The organism is Enterobacter sp. RHBSTW-01064 (genome assembly GCF_014103035.1).
Classification (GTDB): Bacteria; Pseudomonadota; Gammaproteobacteria; order Enterobacterales; family Enterobacteriaceae; genus Enterobacter; species Enterobacter mori.
Genome location: NZ_JABXOU010000007.1, coordinates 131,520 through 149,473, shown reverse-complemented (window position 1 = coordinate 149,473; position 17,954 = coordinate 131,520). Strand labels below are relative to the sequence as shown.

Genomic DNA, 17,954 nt, shown 5'->3' with positions numbered 1-17,954 from the left:
GCCTTACCCGGCCTACGATCGCACCCTATTTGTAGGCCGGGTAAGCGCAGCGCCACCCGGCAATACAGAGCGCACAAACTCACGCGAAGTGATCGTACCCTTTCCAGTCCAGCGTAACGGGCGCACCGTCTTTCACAAACTTCAGCCCTTCGCTCTCCGGCATAATCTGCCCGATGCAGGTAAATTTCGCGCCGAGATGCGCTAACGCCACGTCCAGCGTTCCACGGTTCAGCTCCGGCACGGTGAAGCACAGTTCGTAGTCTTCACCCCCGGACAGCGCCCAGCGCAGCGCCTGCTCAGGTTCGACATGGCGAAGCAGTTGCTCCGACAGCGGGAACAGATCCAGGTCAACGCGCGCACCCACGCCGCTGGCCTTCAGGATATGCCCGAGATCGGAGATCAGCCCGTCAGAGAGATCGATAGCCGAGCTTGCCCGCTCGCGCAGCGCCTGGCCGTGCAGAATACGCGGCGTTGGCCGCAGATGGCGCTTCACCAGATACGCCGCATCATCAGCATCTCCAACCGTTAAACGGTTCTGAAGGATCGCCAGCCCTGCCGCGCTGTCACCCGGCGTACCGGTCACGTAGATCCAGTCGCCTGGTTTTGCGCCCGAGCGCTTCAGCGCGCGGCCGAGCGGCACATAGCCGTGGATCGCCAGCGTCATCGACAGCGGCCCGGCAGTGGTATCACCGCCAATCAGCTGCATATCGTAATAATTCAGCTGTTCAAACAGCGCGTCGCTAAACGCTTCCAGCCAGGCTTCATCGACCTCTGGCAACGTCAGAGCCAGCGTCAGCCAGGCAGGATCGGCACCCATCGCCGCCAGATCGCTAACGTTCACCGCCAGCGCTTTATACGCCAGATCGGCAGGATCGATATCGGGCAGGAAATGACGCCCGCACACCAGGGTGTCGGTGCTGATTGCCAGCGTCTGTTTTTCGGGAATATTGAGAAGTGCACAGTCATCGCCAATGCCGGTTTCAACATCAAGACGAGAGGTTCTGACACGGTCGAAATAACGGGCAATCAGGGAGAATTCGCCGCATGCCATACGTTATGCCTCAGCAAATAAAAGAAAAAACCGGAGCCGCACTGCCCGTCAGGCAATGCAGAACTCCGGTTTGCGGATCACTTTTTGTGGGGACGGATCGCAGGTGCTGCTTTATCAAGTACGCCGTTTACAAACTTGTGGCTGTCTTCAGCGCCGAAGGTTTTCGCCAGTTCGATCGCTTCGTTGATGGCCACTTTGTACGGCACATCATCACGTTTAGACAGCTCAAACAGCGCGATACGCAACACTGCTTTTTCCACCTGGCCCAGCTCTTCGAGCAGGCGAGACAGGTATGGCTTCATCAGGCCATCGAGATACGCGCTATTAGTCGCCACTCCCGACAGCAGTTCACGGAAGTACAGAACGTCAACATCTTTCACGTCCTGTTCTGACAGGAACTGGTATTCAACATCAGCGATGTCGTTCTGGGACAACTGCCAGGAGTAAAGCGCCTGAACGGCACATTCACGGGCGCGGCGACGAGCAGCAGGTTTCACGGAATTCCCCTTACAAAAAAATCAGGCCTTAATGGCTTTCAATACATTGATCATTTCAAGCGCGGTCAGTGCAGCTTCTGCACCTTTGTTACCGGCTTTGGTGCCAGCACGTTCGATGGCTTGTTCAATACTTTCGGTAGTCAGCACGCCGAATGCGACAGGAATTTCAGCATCCTGTGCAACGTGAGCCAGACCGTTGCTTGCACCGCCCGCAACGTATTCGAAGTGCGCAGTGCCGCCACGAATAACAGTACCCAGCGCAATCACCGCGTCGTATTTACCGGTTTTCGCCAGCGCGCCCGCCGCCAGTGGCAGTTCGTAAGCGCCTGGAACCCAAACAACGGTAATGTTGTCATCTTTAACCTGGCCGATACGTTTCAGGGCGTCAATCGCACCTTCCAGCAGGCTGTCGTTGATGAAGTTGTTGAAACGCGCAATGGTGATGGCGACGCGAGCGTCCGGGGTAGCTACAGCAGCTTCAATAATGTTCATACTCTTCCTTTACGGGTTCATTTGGCCCCGCAGGGGGGCGGATTTTATCATAATACTTTGCGCACTGCTTCCCTATTTCGGGAGCAATTACGCTGTGGTTAAATGGAGGCAGACATCCGGACCCACCGGACGAATCTCGCTGAATCTGAGTTGAGGTGCGTCGGCCAGTTTTTCAAGGCCAGGCAGCACAAACAGGCCGCGCGCATCGTGCCCTAACAGTTTAGGCGCAACGTAGACAATCAGTTCATCCACCAGCCCAGCCTGTAAGAGCGCACCGGCGAGCGTAGGCCCGGCTTCGACCCAGATGCTGTTGACCTGCTGCTTGCCGAGCAACATCATCAGCACGACTAAATCCAGATGCCCGTTATGCTCCGGCACCATGATGCTGCGCACGCCTTCCGGCCATTCACGCGTATCTTCCTTCGTGCGGGCAATCCAGGTTTCACCCGGCTGCTGCACGATGCGGTGATCCGGCGTCACGCGGTTCTGGCTATCAATAATAATGCGCAGCGGCTGACGCAGGTTCTCCTGCGGGTAAAGCGCCTGGGTATCGGCACTCAGTTCGTCCCAGCGCACGGTCATGGCCGGATCGTCAGCCAAAACGGTTTCACTGCTGGTGAGAATAGCATGGCTTTGCGCACGGAGACGTTGCACATCGCGCCTTGCCTGCGGCGAGGTGATCCACTGGCTTTCGCCGTTTGCCATCGCCGTACGACCGTCCAGCGAGGCGCCCAGCTTGAGCTGAATGTAAGGGAACCCGGTACGCATACGCTTCAGGAAGCCTTTGTTAATCGCTTCCGCGTCCTGCATCATCAGCCCGTGGCTAACGTCAATGCCTTCCTGCTGGAGTCGATACAGCCCGCGTCCGGCCACCTGCGGATTCGGATCCTGCATTGATGCAACAACGCGCGACACACCCGCTGCAATCAGCGCCTCACAGCACGGCGGCGTACGCCCGTGATGGCTGCAGGGCTCGAGCGTAACGTAGGCCGTTGCGCCGCGCGCCTTCTCGCCCGCCATGCGCAAGGCATGCACCTCGGCGTGGGGCTCGCCCGCGCGAAGATGATAACCTTCGCCCACGATCTCGCCCTCTTTGACAATAACGCACCCCACGTTCGGGTTCGGGTGGGTAGTAAAACGACCACGCTGCGCCAGCTTCATGGCTCGTGCCATGTACATCTCGTCCTGCATGGGCTTAATCCTGTAGGCGGGCGATCTCTTCGCCGAACTCTTTGATATCTTCGAAACTGCGGTAGACAGAGGCGAAGCGGATATAGGCGACTTTATCGAGCTTTTTCAGCTGTTCCATCACCAGGTTGCCAATCATTTTGCTCGGCACCTCGCGCTCACCTAAGCCACGAAGATGAGACTTAATGTGATTTAACGCCATTTCGACATCGTCTGCGCTGACGGGCCGTTTTTCGAGGGCTTTCAGCATTCCGCTGCGCAGCTTTTCTTCATTGAACGGCTCGCGCACGTCGTTACTTTTCACCACGCGCGGCATTACCAGCTCTGCAACTTCAAAGGTCGTGAAACGCTCGTTGCACACCAGACACTGTCGGCGACGGCGTACGGAAGACCCTTCGCCCACCAGGCGAGAGTCGATGACTTTGGTATCCACAGCGGAGCAGAATGGGCAATGCATACGGTATCCCTGTAATCCGGTTAACTGATTTTCATTTTACCCTGATCTGGCCTGACAACAAAGGAAGAGCTTTTTGAGACAAAGGATCTATGTCAGACACAATGAAACTGGCTACCATAAAGGCGATCCGTTATTTCAAGGAAATAAACGTAATGACAAGACGTTACCTGAGAATTCTGCTGGTGGGGAGCCTCTTTACCCTTAGCGCCTGTGCACAGCAAACTGAAGTCCGCGAAATGAAACAAAGCGTGAACACGCTCAATGCGGCCATGGACAAGCTGAACAAAGAGACCGTGAAAATCACCCAGCAAAATGCGCTGAATGCGAAGTCCAGCAGCGGCGTTTATCTGCTGCCAGGTGCCAACACACCTGCCCGCCTGAACAGCCAGATTGGCACGTTAAAGATGTCTCTGGTGAATGTTGCAGCGAATGCCGATGGTACTCGCGCAACATTACGCATCCAGGGCGAATCCAACGATCCGCTTCCCGCGTTCAGCGGAACCGTAGAGTGGGGCCAGATTCAGGGCACCACGGAAAGCTACCAGGAAGTGAACGTGAAGAACCAACTCTTCACCGCCCCCGCCAGCACGCTGGCTCCGAGCGATGTTGATATCCCGCTACAGCTGAGTGGGCTCCCCCCAGAACAGCTGGGCTTTATCCGCATTCACGACATTCAACCCGCCGCGCAATAACCTCCTCTTTTAGCGGAGTGAAATGTCACTCCGCTAACATTTACATTTCGTATGGATTGGCAACATAAATGTTTGCCGTTACAATCCCGGCCGTTTAAAGTACGCAAACGTGAACGCAATCGATTACGCATGTGAGAGATATGTGAAACAACACATATTTTTGTGAGCAAGGATTCCTATAATAGGCTCCGCAGAAACACGAAATATTTTGATACGCAAATCGCGCATTTTTCACTCCCGGAAGGGAATTTCAATCAGTGGCATGATTATGAAAAAAACATTACTCGCAGCCGGTGCTGTACTGGCACTCTCCTCCTCTTTCACTGTTAACGCAGCGGAAAACGATAAACCACAATACCTCTCCGACTGGTGGCACCAGAGCGTTAACGTGGTTGGCAGCTACCACACCCGTTTCGGACCTCAGATCCGCAACGATACCTACCTGGAATACGAAGCGTTCGCCAAGAAAGACTGGTTTGATTTCTATGGTTATATGGATGCACCGGTATTCTTCGGTGGTAACACCGACGCGAAAGGTATCTGGAACCACGGTTCCCCGCTGTTCATGGAGATCGAACCACGCTTCTCTATTGATAAGCTGACTGGCACCAGCCTGGCGTTTGGTCCGTTCAAAGAGTGGTACTTCGCAAACAACTATATCTACGACATGGGCCGTAACAAGTCCGGTCGTCAGAGCACCTGGTACATGGGTCTGGGTACGGACATCGATACCGGTCTGCCAATGAGCCTGTCCATGAACGTGTACGCGAAGTACCAGTGGCAGAACTACGGCGCCGCGAACGAAAACGAGTGGGACGGCTACCGTTTCAAAGTGAAATACTTTGTGCCAATCACCCAGCTGTGGGGTGGCAACCTGAGCTACATCGGTTTCACCAACTTTGACTGGGGCTCAGACCTGGGCGACAACGACTTCCGCGATCTGAACGGTAAGAAAGCGCGCACCAACGACTCCATCGCTTCCAGCCACATTCTGGCGCTGAACTACGATCACTGGCACTACTCTGTTGTTGCGCGTTACTGGCATAACGGTGGTCAGTGGAACGACGACGCGAGCCTGAACTTCGGTAACGGCGATTTCAGCGTTCGTTCTACCGGTTGGGGTGGTTACCTGGTTGTAGGTTATAACTTCTAATCAGTGCGGGACGGTGCGAGCTGATGCCCTCACCCTGGCCCTCTCCCACAGGGAGAGGGTACAAACACTAAAAACGGCAACACGCGTTGCCGTTTTGCTTTTACCTCGCCACCCGGCTTTTTACTGCTTCACCTTGCGCAAAAAATCCGCCAATGACCTGTCCGCACTCTCGCTAAACCGCCTCTCCGTCTGCACAATATTGAGGCATCTGTCGAGCCGGAAACAGCGGTAGTCATCGCGCCGCTCGCACCACGCAGCCAACAGCCAGTGCTCCCCCCAGAAGAACAGCCCAAGCGGCTGCACCTCACGCCAGGTTAACTGCCCGGCCTCATCACGGTAATGCAGCGCCAGCACGCGCTGCGCAGATATCGCCTGATGAATCACATCAAATCCGCTGCGGGAATGGGGCTGAAGCGCAATATCCGGCGCATATATACGCGTCTGCTCCGCCTTGCGTCGGCTCTCCTCGGGCAGGATCGCCAGCACCTTCTCCTGAGCCGACTCCAGCTCGCGAGACAACGACTCTCCGCCCCAGGTTTTTAGCAGACGGATTGCCACCATCAGCGCCTCGGACTCTTTATTGGTCAGCATCAGCGGCGGCAGGTCAAAGCCCGACAGAAGCCGGTATCCGCTTCCCGCCTCGCCCTCTACCGGCACGCCAGAGAGAGACAGGTCGCGGATATCGCGATAAACCGTGCGCTCGGAGACGCCAAGCCTCTCCGCCAGATGCGCTGCCGTTGTCAGACGCCTGCCCCGCAGGATCTGCACAATCTGAAACAAACGGTCAGCGCGTCGGGTCATCGTCTCTTTTGCTCTCAGGCCGGTTGATGAAGGCCGACGCGATTACCTTCGCTGTCGGTGAACAAGGCAATGGTGCCAATGCCTCGCGGCAATTCCAGCGGACCAAAGACGCACGCACCGCCCGCAGAGGCAATACGATCGAGCGTGGCCACCAGATTGTCAGTATGCAGATAAATAATAGCGCCCTGCTGCGACGGCGTAATGCCGTCAAACTTCGCCAGTGCGCCGCCGGTTGCCGGGTCTTCGTGCGGGAAAATCGCCAGCTCTGCCACGTCCATTTTCTCGCGCTTCAGCGTAACCTGCATTACCGGTTCATAAAATTTGATGGCGCGATCCATATCGGCGACCGGAATTTCAAACCAGTTAATCACACTTTTCATACTTCCTCCTGCCTGTTGTTGGGTTCAGAAGGAGTCTACGACAGGGCTCCTGACAGCATACTGTCAGGAGTGTTTGTCAGGAGCAGATAAAAAAAATCCCGGCCAACAGACCGGGATTTCGATAACGTCTAAGACACTGTCTTACGGCAGAATTGACGGCTGATCCGCCCCTTCTTTTTCGACTTTCTGCTGGAGCAGGTGCTCGCGCTTCATGCCGAGTTTCAGTGCCAGTGCGGACGCGACGTAGATAGACGACGCCGTACCGATAGACACACCGATCAGCATGGTCAGCGAGAAGCCTTCCAGCACCGGACCACCGAAGAGATACAGCATCAGGATAACCATTAAGGTCGTTCCGGATGTGATCAAGGTACGGTGCAGCGTCTGGGTCAACGACACGTTGAAGATTTCGTACGGCGTACCGCGACGGATCTTACGGAAGTTTTCACGAATACGGTCAGATACCACGATACTGTCGTTCAGTGAGTAACCGATGACGGACATCAGGGATGCCACAATCGTCAGGTCAATCTCAATATGGAACAGAGACAGTACGCCCATGGTGATCACCACGTCGTGCGCCAGCGCGATAACCACACCTGCCGCCAGTCGCCACTCGAAGCGGAAGCCAACGTAGATCAGGATGGAAATCAGCGCCACCATCAGCGCCATCGCGCCAGTTTGCGCCAGGTCCGCACCCACGCTCGGGCCAACGAACTCAATACGCTTCACTGCCGCATTCTGGCTGGTCGATTCGTTGATAACGTTCAGAACCTTGCTACCCAGCTCCTGGCTGCCGTTGGCGTCGTGTACCGGAGGCATACGCACCATGATGTCGCGGCTGCTGCCGAAGTTCTGCAGCAGCGGCTCTTCAAAGCCCGCTTTCTGCAGCGATTCGCGCATCTGGTCCATATCGACCGGTTTTTCCAGGGAAATCTCAATCACCGTACCACCGGTAAAATCGAGACCCCAGTTAAAGCCTTTCACGCCCATAATGACGATGGACAGAATCAGCAGAAAACCTGAAATGCCGAAGGCCCAGTAGTCCCAGCGCATAAAGTCCCAGACTTTACGGCCGTGGTTCAATTGTTCAACAGTATATTCCTGTGCCACAACGCACTCCTCAGATAGACAGCTTTTTGACGCGCTTGCCGCCGTACAGCAGGTTCACGATGGCACGGGTGCCGACAATAGCGGTAAACATCGACGTTGCAACACCGATACCGGTTGTAATTGCAAAGCCTTTGATCGCGCCAGTACCCACTGCATACAGGATAAGAACCTTAATCAGTGTTGTTACGTTCGCATCGAAGATGGAGCTGAACGCCCCTTTATAGCCTTCTTCAATCGCCTGCTGCACAGAGCGACCGTTACTCAACTCTTCTTTGATACGTTCGTTTATCAGTACGTTGGCGTCGACCGCCACCGCAAGGGTAAGAACGATACCCGCAATACCCGGCATGGTCAGCGTTGCCCCTGGGAGCAGAGACATAATGCCGATAATCAGCACCAGGTTCGCCAGCAGCGCGCTTGTCGCAATCAGACCAAACTTCTTGTAGAAGAAGATCATGAAGATGATGGAAACCACCAGACCGGCCAGACATGCTTCCAGACCCTGCTTGATGTTCTGCATACCCAGGGTTGGACCAATGGTACGTTCTTCAACAATCTGAATTGGCGCAATCAGCGCACCGGCACGCAGCAGCAGTGACAGCTGGCGAGCTTCGTTCGGGTTGTTGATACCGGTGATACGGAAGCTGTTACCCAGGCGAGACTGGATGTTGGCGATGTTAATCACCTCTTCCTCTTTCACCAGCACGGCACGACCGTTGGCGTCTTTCTTACCGCTGTCTTTGTACTCCACGAACAGGGTCGCCATCGGTTTACCGATGTTGTCCTTGGTGAAGTTAGACATGATGTTACCACCCGCGCTATCCAGCGAGATGTTAACCTGCGGCTGGTTGTATTCATCCTGGCTAGAAGTGGAGTCGGTGATGTGGTCACCGGTCAGGATCACGCGTTTGTACAGCACAACCGGCTGACCTTCACGGGTCTGTTTCACTTCGGAGTCGCCCGGGATACGGCCAGAGGCAGCAGCGGACTGATCGACGTTGGAGTTAACCAGGCGGAATTCCAGGGTTGCAGTCGCACCCAGAATCTCTTTCGCACGCGCGGTATCCTGGATACCCGGCAGTTCCACCACGATACGGTCAGCACCCTGACGCTGTACCAGCGGCTCAGCCACGCCCAGCTGGTTTACACGGTTACGCAGAATGTTGATGTTCTGCTGAACGGCATATTCACGCGCTTCGCTCAGACGTGCATCCGTCATCACCGCACGCAGCTGGTTGCTGCCCTGAGAGGTGATGACCAGATCGCGGTGACGTTGAGACAGGTAAGTTACAGCCTGGTCGCGTGCCGCGCTGTCGCGGAACGTGATGCTCATGCCGTAGTTATCTTCTTTACGCACGGTAGTGTACGCAATGCCTTTCTCACGCAGATCGCTGCGCAGGCTGTCGATGTTCTGTTCCTGCAGCTTGCCAAGCGCGGTATCCATATCCACTTCCATCAGGAAGTGAACGCCGCCACGCAGGTCAAGACCGAGTTTCATTGGCTCTGCGTTCAGCGCAGCCAGCCAACGCGGGGTTGCAGGAGCAAGGTTAAGCGCCACGACATACTTATCACCCAGCACGCCCATCAGCGCTTCACGGGCGCGGAGCTGCGTGTCGGTGGTGTCGAAGCGAGCAAGAATTGCGCCCTCTTCCAGTGCCACAGACTTAGCGGTAATTTTTTCTTCTTGTAACGTTTTCTGGACCTGGATCAGCGTTTGCTCACTGGCGGCGACACCGCGCGCGCCAGTGATTTGAACGGCCGGATCCTCACCATACAGGTTGGGAAGCGCGTACAGCAGGCCGACGATAATCACGACGACCAGCATGATGTACTTCCACAAAGGATAACGGTTTAACACGGCAGTTCCCTTTGGGAAAAGTTGGGATTACAGCGCCTTCATGGTGCCTTTCGGCAGAACGGCAGCTACGAAGTCACGTTTGATAACCACTTCAGTGGTGTCGTTCAGCGCGATTGCAATGTAGCCGCTTTCAGCTACTTTGGTCACGCGACCGACCAGGCCACCGTTGGTCAGTACTTCATCGCCTTTCGCAATGGAGTTCATCAGGTTTTTGTGCTCTTTGGTGCGCTTCTGCTGTGGACGCAGGATCATGAAGTAGAAGATCAGACCAAACACAACCAGCATCAGAATCAGAGACATCGGGCTGCCCTGCGCTGGAGCACCTGTTGCTGCTACCGCATCAGAAATAAAAAAGCTCATTCAAATTCCCTCATTATTAAAATTAATCAACGTTCAAAGGTGGGACATCCCGGCCCTGACGTTGGTAGAAATCGGTCACGAAGCTCTCTAATTTACCCTCTTCGATAGCCTTACGTAAACCAGCCATTAAGCGCTGATAATAACGAAGATTATGAATGGTATTGAGACGCGCGCCCAATATCTCGTTACAACGATCGAGATGATGCAGATACGCGCGAGAATAATTGCGACAGGTATAGCAATCGCACTCGGAATCGAGCGGGCTGGTGTCACTCTTATGCTTCGCGTTACGGATTTTCACCACGCCATCGGTTACGAACAGATGACCGTTACGCGCGTTGCGGGTTGGCATGACGCAGTCGAACATATCAATGCCGCGACGAACGCCTTCAACCAGGTCTTCTGGTTTACCCACTCCCATCAGGTATCGTGGTTTATCCGCCGGGATTTGCGGGCAGACATGCTCCAGAATGCGGTGCATATCTTCCTTCGGCTCACCCACAGCCAAACCGCCGACAGCGTAGCCATCAAAACCTATCTCTACCAGACCTTTAACGGAGATATCGCGTAAATCTTCGTAAACGCTGCCCTGGATGATGCCGAACAGCGCATTTTTGTTCTGTAAGGAGTCAAAACGGTCGCGGCTGCGCTGCGCCCAGCGCAGGGACATTTCCATGGAGCGCTTGGCGTAGTCCCAGTCCGCCGGGTACGGCGTACATTCGTCAAAGATCATTACGATGTCGGAGCCGAGATCGTACTGAATCTCCATCGATTTTTCGGGATCGAGGAAAATCGGATCGCCGTTGATTGGGTTTCGGAAGTGAACGCCCTTTTCGGTGATCTTTCGGATATCGCCCAGGCTGAATACCTGGAAGCCGCCGGAGTCGGTCAGGATAGGACCTTTCCACTGCATGAAGTCATGCAGGTCGCCGTGGAGCTTCATGATCTCCTGACCCGGACGCAGCCACAGGTGGAAGGTGTTACCGAGGATAATCTGTGCGCCAGTGGCTTCAACTTCTTCTGGCGTCATCCCTTTTACGGTGCCGTACGTGCCCACAGGCATAAACGCGGGGGTTTCCACCACGCCGCGATCAAACACCAGGCGACCGCGACGCGCGCGGCCATCGGTGGTATCGAGTTCAAATTTCATTTTTATTCCTCTGTGCCAGAAAAACAGTCCAACACATTATTCTGGTGCCGCGGACTTATTCCCCGACACGCTCATTCAAAGCCAGCGGATTGTACGTGATAAACATCGCGTCCCCGTAGCTAAAAAAGCGATATTTTTGTTCTACCGCAGACTTGTAGGCGTTCATCGTATGCTGATAACCGGCAAACGCGGAAACCAGCATAATCAGCGTCGATTCAGGCAGATGGAAGTTGGTCACCAGTGCATCAATGACTTTGTACTGATAGCCCGGGTAGATAAAGATCTGCGTATCGCCAAAGAACGGCTCGATAAGATCGCTTTTGGCGGCCTGCGCGGCGCTCTCAAGCGAACGCACGGAAGTTGTGCCCACAGCAATCACGCGGCTACCGCGGCCTTTCGCCGCCAGCACCGCATCCACAACCTCTTGCGGTACTTCGGCGTATTCAGAGTGCATGATGTGGTCTTCAATGCTGTCCACGCGCACCGGCTGGAAGGTGCCCGCACCAACGTGCAGCGTCACGAACGCCATCTCTACGCCCTTCGCGCGCAGTTTCTCCAGCAGCGGCTCATCAAAGTGCAGGCCAGCGGTTGGTGCGGCTACGGCACCCGGCTTCTGGCTGTAGACGGTCTGATACAGCTCGCGGTCGGCCTCTTCGTCCGGACGCTCAATGTACGGCGGCAGCGGCATATGGCCGATGGCGTTCAGGATATCGAGCACCGTGCGCTCGTCGTCAAACGCCACCTCAAACAGCGCGTCGTGACGCGCGGTCATGGTCGCTTTGATGCTCTCGTCATCGCCCAGCAGCAGTTCAGCACCCGGCTTCGGCGCTTTGGAGGCGCGAATATGTGCCAGAATACGTTTATCATCGAGCATACGTTCGACCAGCACTTCAATCTTGCCGCCGCTGGCTTTACGGCCAAACAGGCGCGCCGGGATCACGCGGGTGTTGTTAAAGACCAGCAGATCGCCAGGGTTGAGCTTGTCGAGCAAATCGGTGAAAGTACCGTGCGTCAGCTCGCCCGTTGGCCCATCCAGTGACAGTAAGCGACAACTGCTTCGCTCAGGCATGGGATAGTGAGCAATCAGGGATTCAGGTAGTTCAAAGGAGAAATCGGCGACGCGCATGACGTATACTCGTGACTTAAAAACAGGCGGCATAGTCTAGTGCTCACACCCTTTTGCTGCAACAACTAGCCGCCCCCGGACAAATAAAACGCATGAATTTTCTCGCTCACCTGCATCTCGCACACCTCGCTGACAGCTCCCTTTCCGGCAATTTGCTGGCCGATTTTGTACGCGGCAACCCCGCAGAAGCGTATTCCCCTGAGGTTGTCGACGGGATTTTTATGCACCGCCGCATCGACGTGCTGACCGATAACCTGCCGGAAGTGACGGAAGCCAAAGCGTGGTTTCGCCCTGAAACCCGCCGCGTTGCGCCGATCACGCTTGATGTGATGTGGGATCACTTCCTGTCGCGCCACTGGGAACAGCTGTCGCCGAAGATGCCGCTGCCCGAATTTGTGCGCTATGCCCATCAGCAGGTGTCGATTATTTTACCGGACTCACCGCCGCGATTTGTGAATCTGAATAACTACCTGTGGTCGGAACGCTGGCTGGAGCGCTACGGCGAGATGGATTTCATCCAGAACGTGCTGAACGGGATGGCGAGCCGCCGCCCGCGTCTGGATGCGCTGCGCGACTCCTGGTATGACCTGGATGAACATTACGATGCGCTGGAAACCCGCTTCTGGCAGTTCTACCCGCGTATGATGGTGCAGGCGAAAAACAAACAGCTGTAAATACACTTCATCCTTCAAGCAGCCTCTGCGTTGGCTACGTCTGCTCACCCCAGTCACTTACTTAAGTAAGCTCCCGGGGATTCCCAGACTTGCCGCCTTGATGCAACTTGAATGATTTTGTGTATAAAAATGACATTGATAGGTAAAAGCTGGCGGAACGATTGTCACCACCTCTTTGTCTTATTCCCGAACACTCTCTATACTGGCCCGCGTTGCGTTCCAAATAACCTTAGTATCTACAGGAGAATCATATGGTTCTGGTAACTCGTCCGGCTCCGGATTTTACAGCTGCAGCAGTTCTTGGCAACGGTGAAATCGTTGAAAACTTCAACTTCAAACAGCACACCAACGGTAAAGCGACCGTTCTGTTCTTCTGGCCAATGGACTTCACTTTCGTTTGCCCGTCTGAGCTGATCGCGTTCGACAAACGTTATGAAGAATTCCAGAAGCGTGGCGTGGAAGTGGTTGGCGTCTCCTTCGACTCTGAATTTGTACACAACGCATGGCGTAACACCCCTGTCGAAAATGGCGGCATCGGTGCGGTGAAATACGCAATGGTTGCGGACATCAAACGCGAAATCCAGCAGGCTTACGGTATCGAACATCCGGACGCTGGCGTTGCCCTGCGTGGTTCTTTCCTGATCGACGCAAACGGCATCGTTCGTCACCAGGTTGTGAACGATCTGCCGCTGGGTCGTAACATCGACGAAATGCTGCGTATGGTTGACGCGCTGCAGTTCCACGAAGAGCACGGTGAAGTGTGCCCGGCTCAGTGGGAAAAAGGAAAAGAAGGTATGAACGCGTCTCCAGACGGCGTGGCTAAATACCTGTCCGAGAACGTATCCAGCCTGTAATCGGCACGGTTTACGAAAAAGGCCCGCTTATGCGGGCCTTTTTTTATGCCTTACGCTGCGTCTCTCGCCAGATGCGCCAGGCCATGCCCGCCAGCAGAATCACCCCTGCAATCAGCACGCCCCATACCAGCAGCGTGTTCATCCTGCTCTCCCGCTCGGCCGCAGAGGTGGCGGTCAGACGCTCCTCGCCGCCTAACGCGACATCATCACGAATGTCGGCCTGCGGCAGGTTCGCCATATCATAGGTCTTGCGGAGGTCGGCTGGGATCAGCATGCCGGGCTCCACGCTGGCAGGTTTTGCGGCGCCGTTGCCCCAGGCGAGCACGTACGGCGCTTTCCCCTGCGCGTTGAACACCAGATCGTAGCGGTCGCGATGTCCCGTCACGCTCGGCAGGTATTCTGGCAGACGCGCGTTCAGCGTCGTGATTTTCACTGCCTGCACAAGCCCCCCGTGAAGCGAAACCGGTGGCGACGCTTTCCCCTCCAGACGGTACAGGACCTCTTTCTTCAGGGGGTGCCACGTGTCTTTTTCCGAACTCCGCCACGCTATCTCCACGGGAAGGACGCCATCGCCATTCAGTGAGATGCTGACAGCACTCAGCGGCTGCGGGCGCACCCAGTGCCACTGCGCTTCACTTGTCGATAACATCTTCCCTTCCCCCTCAAGATTGACCGCTTCCGGGACCGCCTGAGCAGGTGCGCTAATTGCGTTTACGCCGGTCAGGGTTATCCCCTGGCTCTGCGCGTTCAGCACCACCATGAGATAGCGATTCGCATCGGGAGATAAAACTGTATCGGTATCGATCCGATCGAGCTTAAGACGATCCTGGCCGCTGACGACGTCCAGCAAGGGCATATCCTCGCGCAGGGTATACCAGCGCTTCAGATCCTCGCTGTAATAGACCGACGCCGTTCCCTGCCACGGCGTGTGAGGGGAATTCCAGAGCAGCTGCAGCTGAGACAGGCTTATCTCGCCCGTCGCCTGCTCCGGCAGGGTCAGCAGATAATGTTGCCCGGCTGCGGCGGCTTTTTGCCCCTCCAGCACAATCTCAACGCCGCTTCCGGAACGAAGCAGGATCTTATCGCTATCACCACCGTCTCGCGCAGGCGCAAGCGGCGAGGCGTCCAGGGGAAAGAGGCGCAGCGCCGTAGATTGCACAGGCGCCTGTGGACGCGTCGCGGTGACCAGGCTGAAGGGAACCGGCTCGCCCGACTGATTAAAGACGCGGACATCGTGCAGATCCGGCGACGTGCTTTGCTCATAGACGGCCAGCGGCAGCATCACCTGATACCACCGGGAAGGAACAGATGTATCGAGTGAAAGACCAAAGGCATAGTCCTGGGGCGCTTCCGTTTGTCCCTCGTCGCAGAACGCCGGGCCGGAAAGCGCCAGCAGCGCGGTACAGGCTACCGCTTTCATCCATTTCATTTTTCATCTCCTGTTTTGGGCGGTAGCGGTGAGAAATACCCCACGATCAGAACCAGTATCGCCACGCCGATAAACGCCACCGCACGCGACAAACCGCCTCCGCCCGCGCTGTCCACCAGCATCAGTTTAACCATTACCACACCCAGCAGCGCGGCACCGCTAAGCCACTCCTGCCGGGAAGCCCGACGGGTGGCATGGATCATGACCACCAGCGCGCTCAGCATCCAGAACAGGGCAAAACTGGTCTGGATAAGCCGCGAATCCCACAGCGATGCCATATTCCAGGCCACATCACCGTACCAGGCCAGCGCGCGCATCAGCGCACCGTTCAGCCACCAGAAGCCAAACGCCATCATCGCGACGGCGGGCCACGGGCGGGCCTGCGAGAGCCACGCCGGGTAGTAGCGATCCACAGCCCGATAAAAGACCACCAGCCCCAGCAACGCGAACGCCGCGCCTTCCTCAAGCGGGTTTACTAGCGGCAGCCAGGTCTGACGATAGACCACGCCGTCCTGGAAATTGGTCACCACCAGCAATACCAGCAGCGCCACGACCACGGGGATCGGTGCAAGGCAGGCATAGAGTGCAGGCCACTCCCGGAACGGCCACCCGCGGCGCCTTACGGCTGCAGAGAGCCCCATAATCACCCCGCCGCCTGCAGCCATCGCTAATCCGCTGCCCCAGGCAGCCATGCCCCACGGCAACGACCGGGCAAACCAGAAAAGCTCAGCGGCCAGCGCCAGTAAAATCATCCAGAACAGCGACAGATGCAGCCCCATCGCGATGCGCGGCAGGAGCCTTTTACCGTCGCGCCGCAGCAGCATCAGTGCGGCAGGAAGCGCAACGCACCAGGCGAGATTCGACCAGCCGGCGGCAACGATCTGCTGGTGCCAGAGTTGATTCCCCACCATCAGCAGCATAACCGGCCACAGCAGCCATTTGCTGGCATCCAGCTCCCGCCACGCTAAACGCGCAGCCACCTGCCGCCAGCCCCAGACCGACGCCGCCGTCAGCGCCAGCACGCCCGCCAGAATCGGTAATTCCTGCGTCATCACCAGCCCCGATGCGCCCAGGAGCGCCACGAGCCAGAACAGCAGCCCACCGGCCAGCAGCGCCCAGCTGACCGGCATAAAGAGAGTCCGCCACAGCCAGGCCGCAGCCAGCCAGCAAAGGCTGAGGATGGTGAAGATCAGCAGCAGGCTCAGCGACGAAACGCCGTTCGTTTGCGCCCACAGCGCGCTGCCGAGCGCCAGCACCAGCAGCGCCGTCCCGCTATAGCTCATGCGACGCTGATGCTGCTGCACGCCCAGCCAGAGGATACCCAGCCCTTCCAGCGCCCAAGCCATCGCCGTCCATCGCGCCGACAGCGCCAGCGGAATGGCGAGCGTCGCGAACCCGCCGCCGATGGCCAGCGCCGCCATGACCAGCGGTCGTCCGATAGAGGGATAGCGCCGCAGCGCAAGGAACGCGAGGGTAAGATAAAATGCGCCGTATCCCAGCGCGCTCAGGGCCGGACCATATTCCCAGTGCCGGGTCATGCCGTACTGCATTCCGAAACCGATCAGCGGCGGGGCAAACAGCAGCACGCCGTCAATAATTTGCTTCCCTTTCTCCTGCGCCCGCAGCGACAGCGCCACGCTCAGGACGCCGAATATCAGCGTATTGGCAATCAGGAACAGCTGGCAGACCCAGTAGTTTTCAGGCTGGTAGTCATTCAGCCCCCACAGGCCGCCCACGCCGAACGTAAACAGCAACCCGAGCAGATTCAGCTCGCGCCAGTGCTGCCATATGCTGATAACGAGAATGCCGATAGAAAGCAGAAGATAGAAAGAGAACAGCGCCACAAAGCTACCGCCCCCGGTGGACAGCAGCAGCGGCGCAAGATACCCGCCAAGGCTCGCCAGCATGGCGAGGCTCAGCGCCTTCTGCAGCACCGCCAGCCCGACGCTCGCCGCGCATATCACCACCAGAAGCGCAAAGGCCAGCGTCATCGGCAGCATTTGCCAGAGCCGGAATGCGCCAAACACCGTCAGGTAGAGCACGCCGGTCGCCCCGCCCTGGAGGATCAGCGCATAGACACGCTGCTTGTGCCGCAGCCGCCACCCAACCGCCAGCAGAACGATGGCAAACAGCGCCATTGCCACGAGGCGCAGCTCAAGCGGGAACAGGGAATGTTCAACGGTATAGCGCAGCAGGAATGAAAGACCAAGGAAGAGCAGCAGGATCCCAAGCTTCGCCAGCGGATTACCCTGCATGAACCAGCGCACCAGCGACGTCAGTATGCCGCCAAAGGCAGAAGGCTGTTTTGCCGCAGGCGCCGGGGCCGGAGCGAGTTTTGCCACGGCAGTGGGAGTATCGGGGCGCCAGGGGTCGACAGGCGTGGGAGCGTCCTCAACCACCGGCGCGGTCACAGCCACCTGTGCGGTGGCTTGCACCGGCACCGGCTCCGGCGCGCTTTCAGGCACGCCGCGCTGTTCTAACGCCTCAATGCGCTGGCGTAGCCGGGCGATCTCCTGTTTCGCCGCCGTGCTTCGGTTAAAGCCGATAACCGCAAGCACCGGCGCAACGCCCAGCGCAAAAACCAGGAACAAACAGCCAAGGATGTAAAGCTCGTCCATGTTTCCACCTTCACCGTAAACGATCCGTTAAGATTGACACAAATAGTTGCATTTGCGCCAT

General features: G+C 56.8%; 18 protein-coding genes. 4 read left to right on the top strand and 14 right to left on the bottom strand.

Annotated elements, in window-relative coordinates:
* Positions 1-79: 79 nt before the first annotated feature.
* From thiL to nrdR, 5 genes are all read right to left on the bottom strand, one after another.
* Positions 80-1,051 (bottom strand): thiamine-phosphate kinase, encoded by a 972-nt coding sequence (thiL, locus tag HV355_RS19595; protein WP_148400299.1) that lies wholly within the window; start codon positions 1,049-1,051, stop codon positions 80-82.
* A 77-nt stretch (positions 1,052-1,128) separates the two neighbouring features.
* The gene (gene nusB / locus HV355_RS19590) at positions 1,129-1,548 is read right to left on the bottom strand and encodes a transcription antitermination factor NusB (protein WP_006809908.1); all 420 of its coding nucleotides are present in this window, start codon (positions 1,546-1,548) and stop codon (positions 1,129-1,131) included.
* Positions 1,549-1,569: 21 nt separating this feature from the next.
* The gene (gene ribE / locus HV355_RS19585) at positions 1,570-2,040 is read right to left on the bottom strand and encodes a 6,7-dimethyl-8-ribityllumazine synthase (protein ID WP_006176874.1); all 471 of its coding nucleotides are present in this window, start codon (positions 2,038-2,040) and stop codon (positions 1,570-1,572) included.
* Between the two features lie 87 nt (positions 2,041-2,127).
* The gene (gene ribD / locus HV355_RS19580) at positions 2,128-3,231 is read right to left on the bottom strand and encodes a bifunctional diaminohydroxyphosphoribosylaminopyrimidine deaminase/5-amino-6-(5-phosphoribosylamino)uracil reductase RibD (protein WP_120159549.1); all 1,104 of its coding nucleotides are present in this window, start codon (positions 3,229-3,231) and stop codon (positions 2,128-2,130) included.
* A gap of 4 nt (positions 3,232-3,235) precedes the next feature.
* Entirely contained in the window at positions 3,236-3,685 is a 450-nt protein-coding gene (nrdR, locus tag HV355_RS19575) for a transcriptional regulator NrdR (RefSeq protein ID WP_006176872.1), read from the bottom strand.
* Between the two features lie 152 nt (positions 3,686-3,837).
* Here nrdR and HV355_RS19570 point away from each other — a divergent pair, with 152 nt between their 5' ends.
* Together HV355_RS19570 and HV355_RS19565 are read left to right on the top strand one after the other, a co-directional pair.
* Positions 3,838-4,377 carry a DUF3251 domain-containing protein gene (locus HV355_RS19570; RefSeq protein ID WP_182403108.1) on the top strand — a complete coding sequence of 180 codons (540 nt, stop codon included), beginning with the start codon at positions 3,838-3,840 and terminating at the stop codon, positions 4,375-4,377.
* Positions 4,378-4,645: 268 nt separating this feature from the next.
* Positions 4,646-5,530 carry a nucleoside-specific channel-forming protein Tsx gene (locus HV355_RS19565; RefSeq protein WP_010428066.1) on the top strand — a complete coding sequence of 295 codons (885 nt, stop codon included), beginning with the start codon at positions 4,646-4,648 and terminating at the stop codon, positions 5,528-5,530.
* Positions 5,531-5,650: 120 nt separating this feature from the next.
* On the opposite strand, the gene HV355_RS19560 is transcribed toward HV355_RS19565, so the two are convergent.
* The 7 genes from HV355_RS19560 to queA all read right to left on the bottom strand — a co-directional run bounded on the left by HV355_RS19560 (position 5,651) and on the right by queA (position 12,318).
* On the bottom strand, positions 5,651-6,331 hold the full coding sequence (locus HV355_RS19560) for a YafY family protein (protein ID WP_089599270.1): 681 nt from the start codon (positions 6,329-6,331) through the stop codon (positions 5,651-5,653).
* 14 nt (positions 6,332-6,345) lie between these two features.
* The gene (locus tag HV355_RS19555) at positions 6,346-6,711 is read right to left on the bottom strand and encodes a VOC family protein (protein ID WP_148400296.1); all 366 of its coding nucleotides are present in this window, start codon (positions 6,709-6,711) and stop codon (positions 6,346-6,348) included.
* A 141-nt stretch (positions 6,712-6,852) separates the two neighbouring features.
* Entirely contained in the window at positions 6,853-7,824 is a 972-nt protein-coding gene (secF, locus tag HV355_RS19550) for a protein translocase subunit SecF (RefSeq protein WP_042713670.1), read from the bottom strand.
* A 10-nt stretch (positions 7,825-7,834) separates the two neighbouring features.
* Entirely contained in the window at positions 7,835-9,682 is a 1,848-nt protein-coding gene (gene secD, locus HV355_RS19545) for a protein translocase subunit SecD (protein WP_172701355.1), read from the bottom strand.
* Positions 9,683-9,709: 27 nt separating this feature from the next.
* Positions 9,710-10,042: a preprotein translocase subunit YajC gene (gene yajC / locus HV355_RS19540; RefSeq protein ID WP_003021544.1), complete on the bottom strand. Its 333-nt coding sequence runs from the start codon at positions 10,040-10,042 to the stop codon at positions 9,710-9,712.
* 22 nt (positions 10,043-10,064) lie between these two features.
* The gene (gene tgt / locus HV355_RS19535) at positions 10,065-11,192 is read right to left on the bottom strand and encodes a tRNA guanosine(34) transglycosylase Tgt (RefSeq protein WP_089599266.1); all 1,128 of its coding nucleotides are present in this window, start codon (positions 11,190-11,192) and stop codon (positions 10,065-10,067) included.
* A gap of 55 nt (positions 11,193-11,247) precedes the next feature.
* Positions 11,248-12,318 carry a tRNA preQ1(34) S-adenosylmethionine ribosyltransferase-isomerase QueA gene (gene queA, locus HV355_RS19530; RefSeq protein WP_089599265.1) on the bottom strand — a complete coding sequence of 357 codons (1,071 nt, stop codon included), beginning with the start codon at positions 12,316-12,318 and terminating at the stop codon, positions 11,248-11,250.
* Between the two features lie 92 nt (positions 12,319-12,410).
* Here queA and acpH point away from each other — a divergent pair, with 92 nt between their 5' ends.
* Positions 12,411-12,992 (top strand): ACP phosphodiesterase, encoded by a 582-nt coding sequence (acpH, locus tag HV355_RS19525; RefSeq protein WP_182403106.1) that lies wholly within the window; start codon positions 12,411-12,413, stop codon positions 12,990-12,992.
* Positions 12,993-13,243: 251 nt separating this feature from the next.
* Positions 13,244-13,846 (top strand): peroxiredoxin C, encoded by a 603-nt coding sequence (locus HV355_RS19520; protein WP_010428037.1) that lies wholly within the window; start codon positions 13,244-13,246, stop codon positions 13,844-13,846.
* A gap of 43 nt (positions 13,847-13,889) precedes the next feature.
* On the opposite strand, the gene HV355_RS19515 is transcribed toward HV355_RS19520, so the two are convergent.
* Positions 13,890-15,275 carry a DUF3999 family protein gene (locus HV355_RS19515; protein ID WP_182403104.1) on the bottom strand — a complete coding sequence of 462 codons (1,386 nt, stop codon included), beginning with the start codon at positions 15,273-15,275 and terminating at the stop codon, positions 13,890-13,892.
* Positions 15,272-17,893, bottom strand: coding sequence for a DUF2339 domain-containing protein (locus HV355_RS19510; RefSeq protein WP_182403102.1), 2,622 nt, complete (start codon positions 17,891-17,893; stop codon positions 15,272-15,274). Before HV355_RS19510 ends, HV355_RS19515 begins: the two co-directional genes overlap by 4 nt.
* Positions 17,894-17,954 lie beyond the last annotated feature (61 nt).

Bases quoted from the DNA above. Each gene is read 5' to 3' on its own strand.
- thiL (WP_148400299.1), bottom strand. From the start codon at position 1,051: ATGGCATGCGGCGAATTCTCCCTGATTGCCCGTTATTTCGACCGTGTC.
- ribE (WP_006176874.1), bottom strand. From the start codon at position 2,040: ATGAACATTATTGAAGCTGCTGTAGCTACCCCGGACGCTCGCGTCGCC.
- ribD (WP_120159549.1), bottom strand. From the start codon at position 3,231: ATGCAGGACGAGATGTACATGGCACGAGCCATGAAGCTGGCGCAGCGT.
- nrdR (WP_006176872.1), bottom strand. From the start codon at position 3,685: ATGCATTGCCCATTCTGCTCCGCTGTGGATACCAAAGTCATCGACTCT.
- HV355_RS19570 (WP_182403108.1), top strand. From the start codon at position 3,838: ATGACAAGACGTTACCTGAGAATTCTGCTGGTGGGGAGCCTCTTTACC.
- HV355_RS19565 (WP_010428066.1), top strand. From the start codon at position 4,646: ATGAAAAAAACATTACTCGCAGCCGGTGCTGTACTGGCACTCTCCTCC.
- HV355_RS19560 (WP_089599270.1), bottom strand. From the start codon at position 6,331: ATGACCCGACGCGCTGACCGTTTGTTTCAGATTGTGCAGATCCTGCGG.
- HV355_RS19555 (WP_148400296.1), bottom strand. From the start codon at position 6,711: ATGAAAAGTGTGATTAACTGGTTTGAAATTCCGGTCGCCGATATGGAT.
- yajC (WP_003021544.1), bottom strand. From the start codon at position 10,042: ATGAGCTTTTTTATTTCTGATGCGGTAGCAGCAACAGGTGCTCCAGCG.
- tgt (WP_089599266.1), bottom strand. From the start codon at position 11,192: ATGAAATTTGAACTCGATACCACCGATGGCCGCGCGCGTCGCGGTCGC.
- queA (WP_089599265.1), bottom strand. From the start codon at position 12,318: ATGCGCGTCGCCGATTTCTCCTTTGAACTACCTGAATCCCTGATTGCT.
- acpH (WP_182403106.1), top strand. From the start codon at position 12,411: ATGAATTTTCTCGCTCACCTGCATCTCGCACACCTCGCTGACAGCTCC.
- HV355_RS19520 (WP_010428037.1), top strand. From the start codon at position 13,244: ATGGTTCTGGTAACTCGTCCGGCTCCGGATTTTACAGCTGCAGCAGTT.
- HV355_RS19515 (WP_182403104.1), bottom strand. From the start codon at position 15,275: ATGAAATGGATGAAAGCGGTAGCCTGTACCGCGCTGCTGGCGCTTTCC.
- HV355_RS19510 (WP_182403102.1), bottom strand. From the start codon at position 17,893: ATGGACGAGCTTTACATCCTTGGCTGTTTGTTCCTGGTTTTTGCGCTG.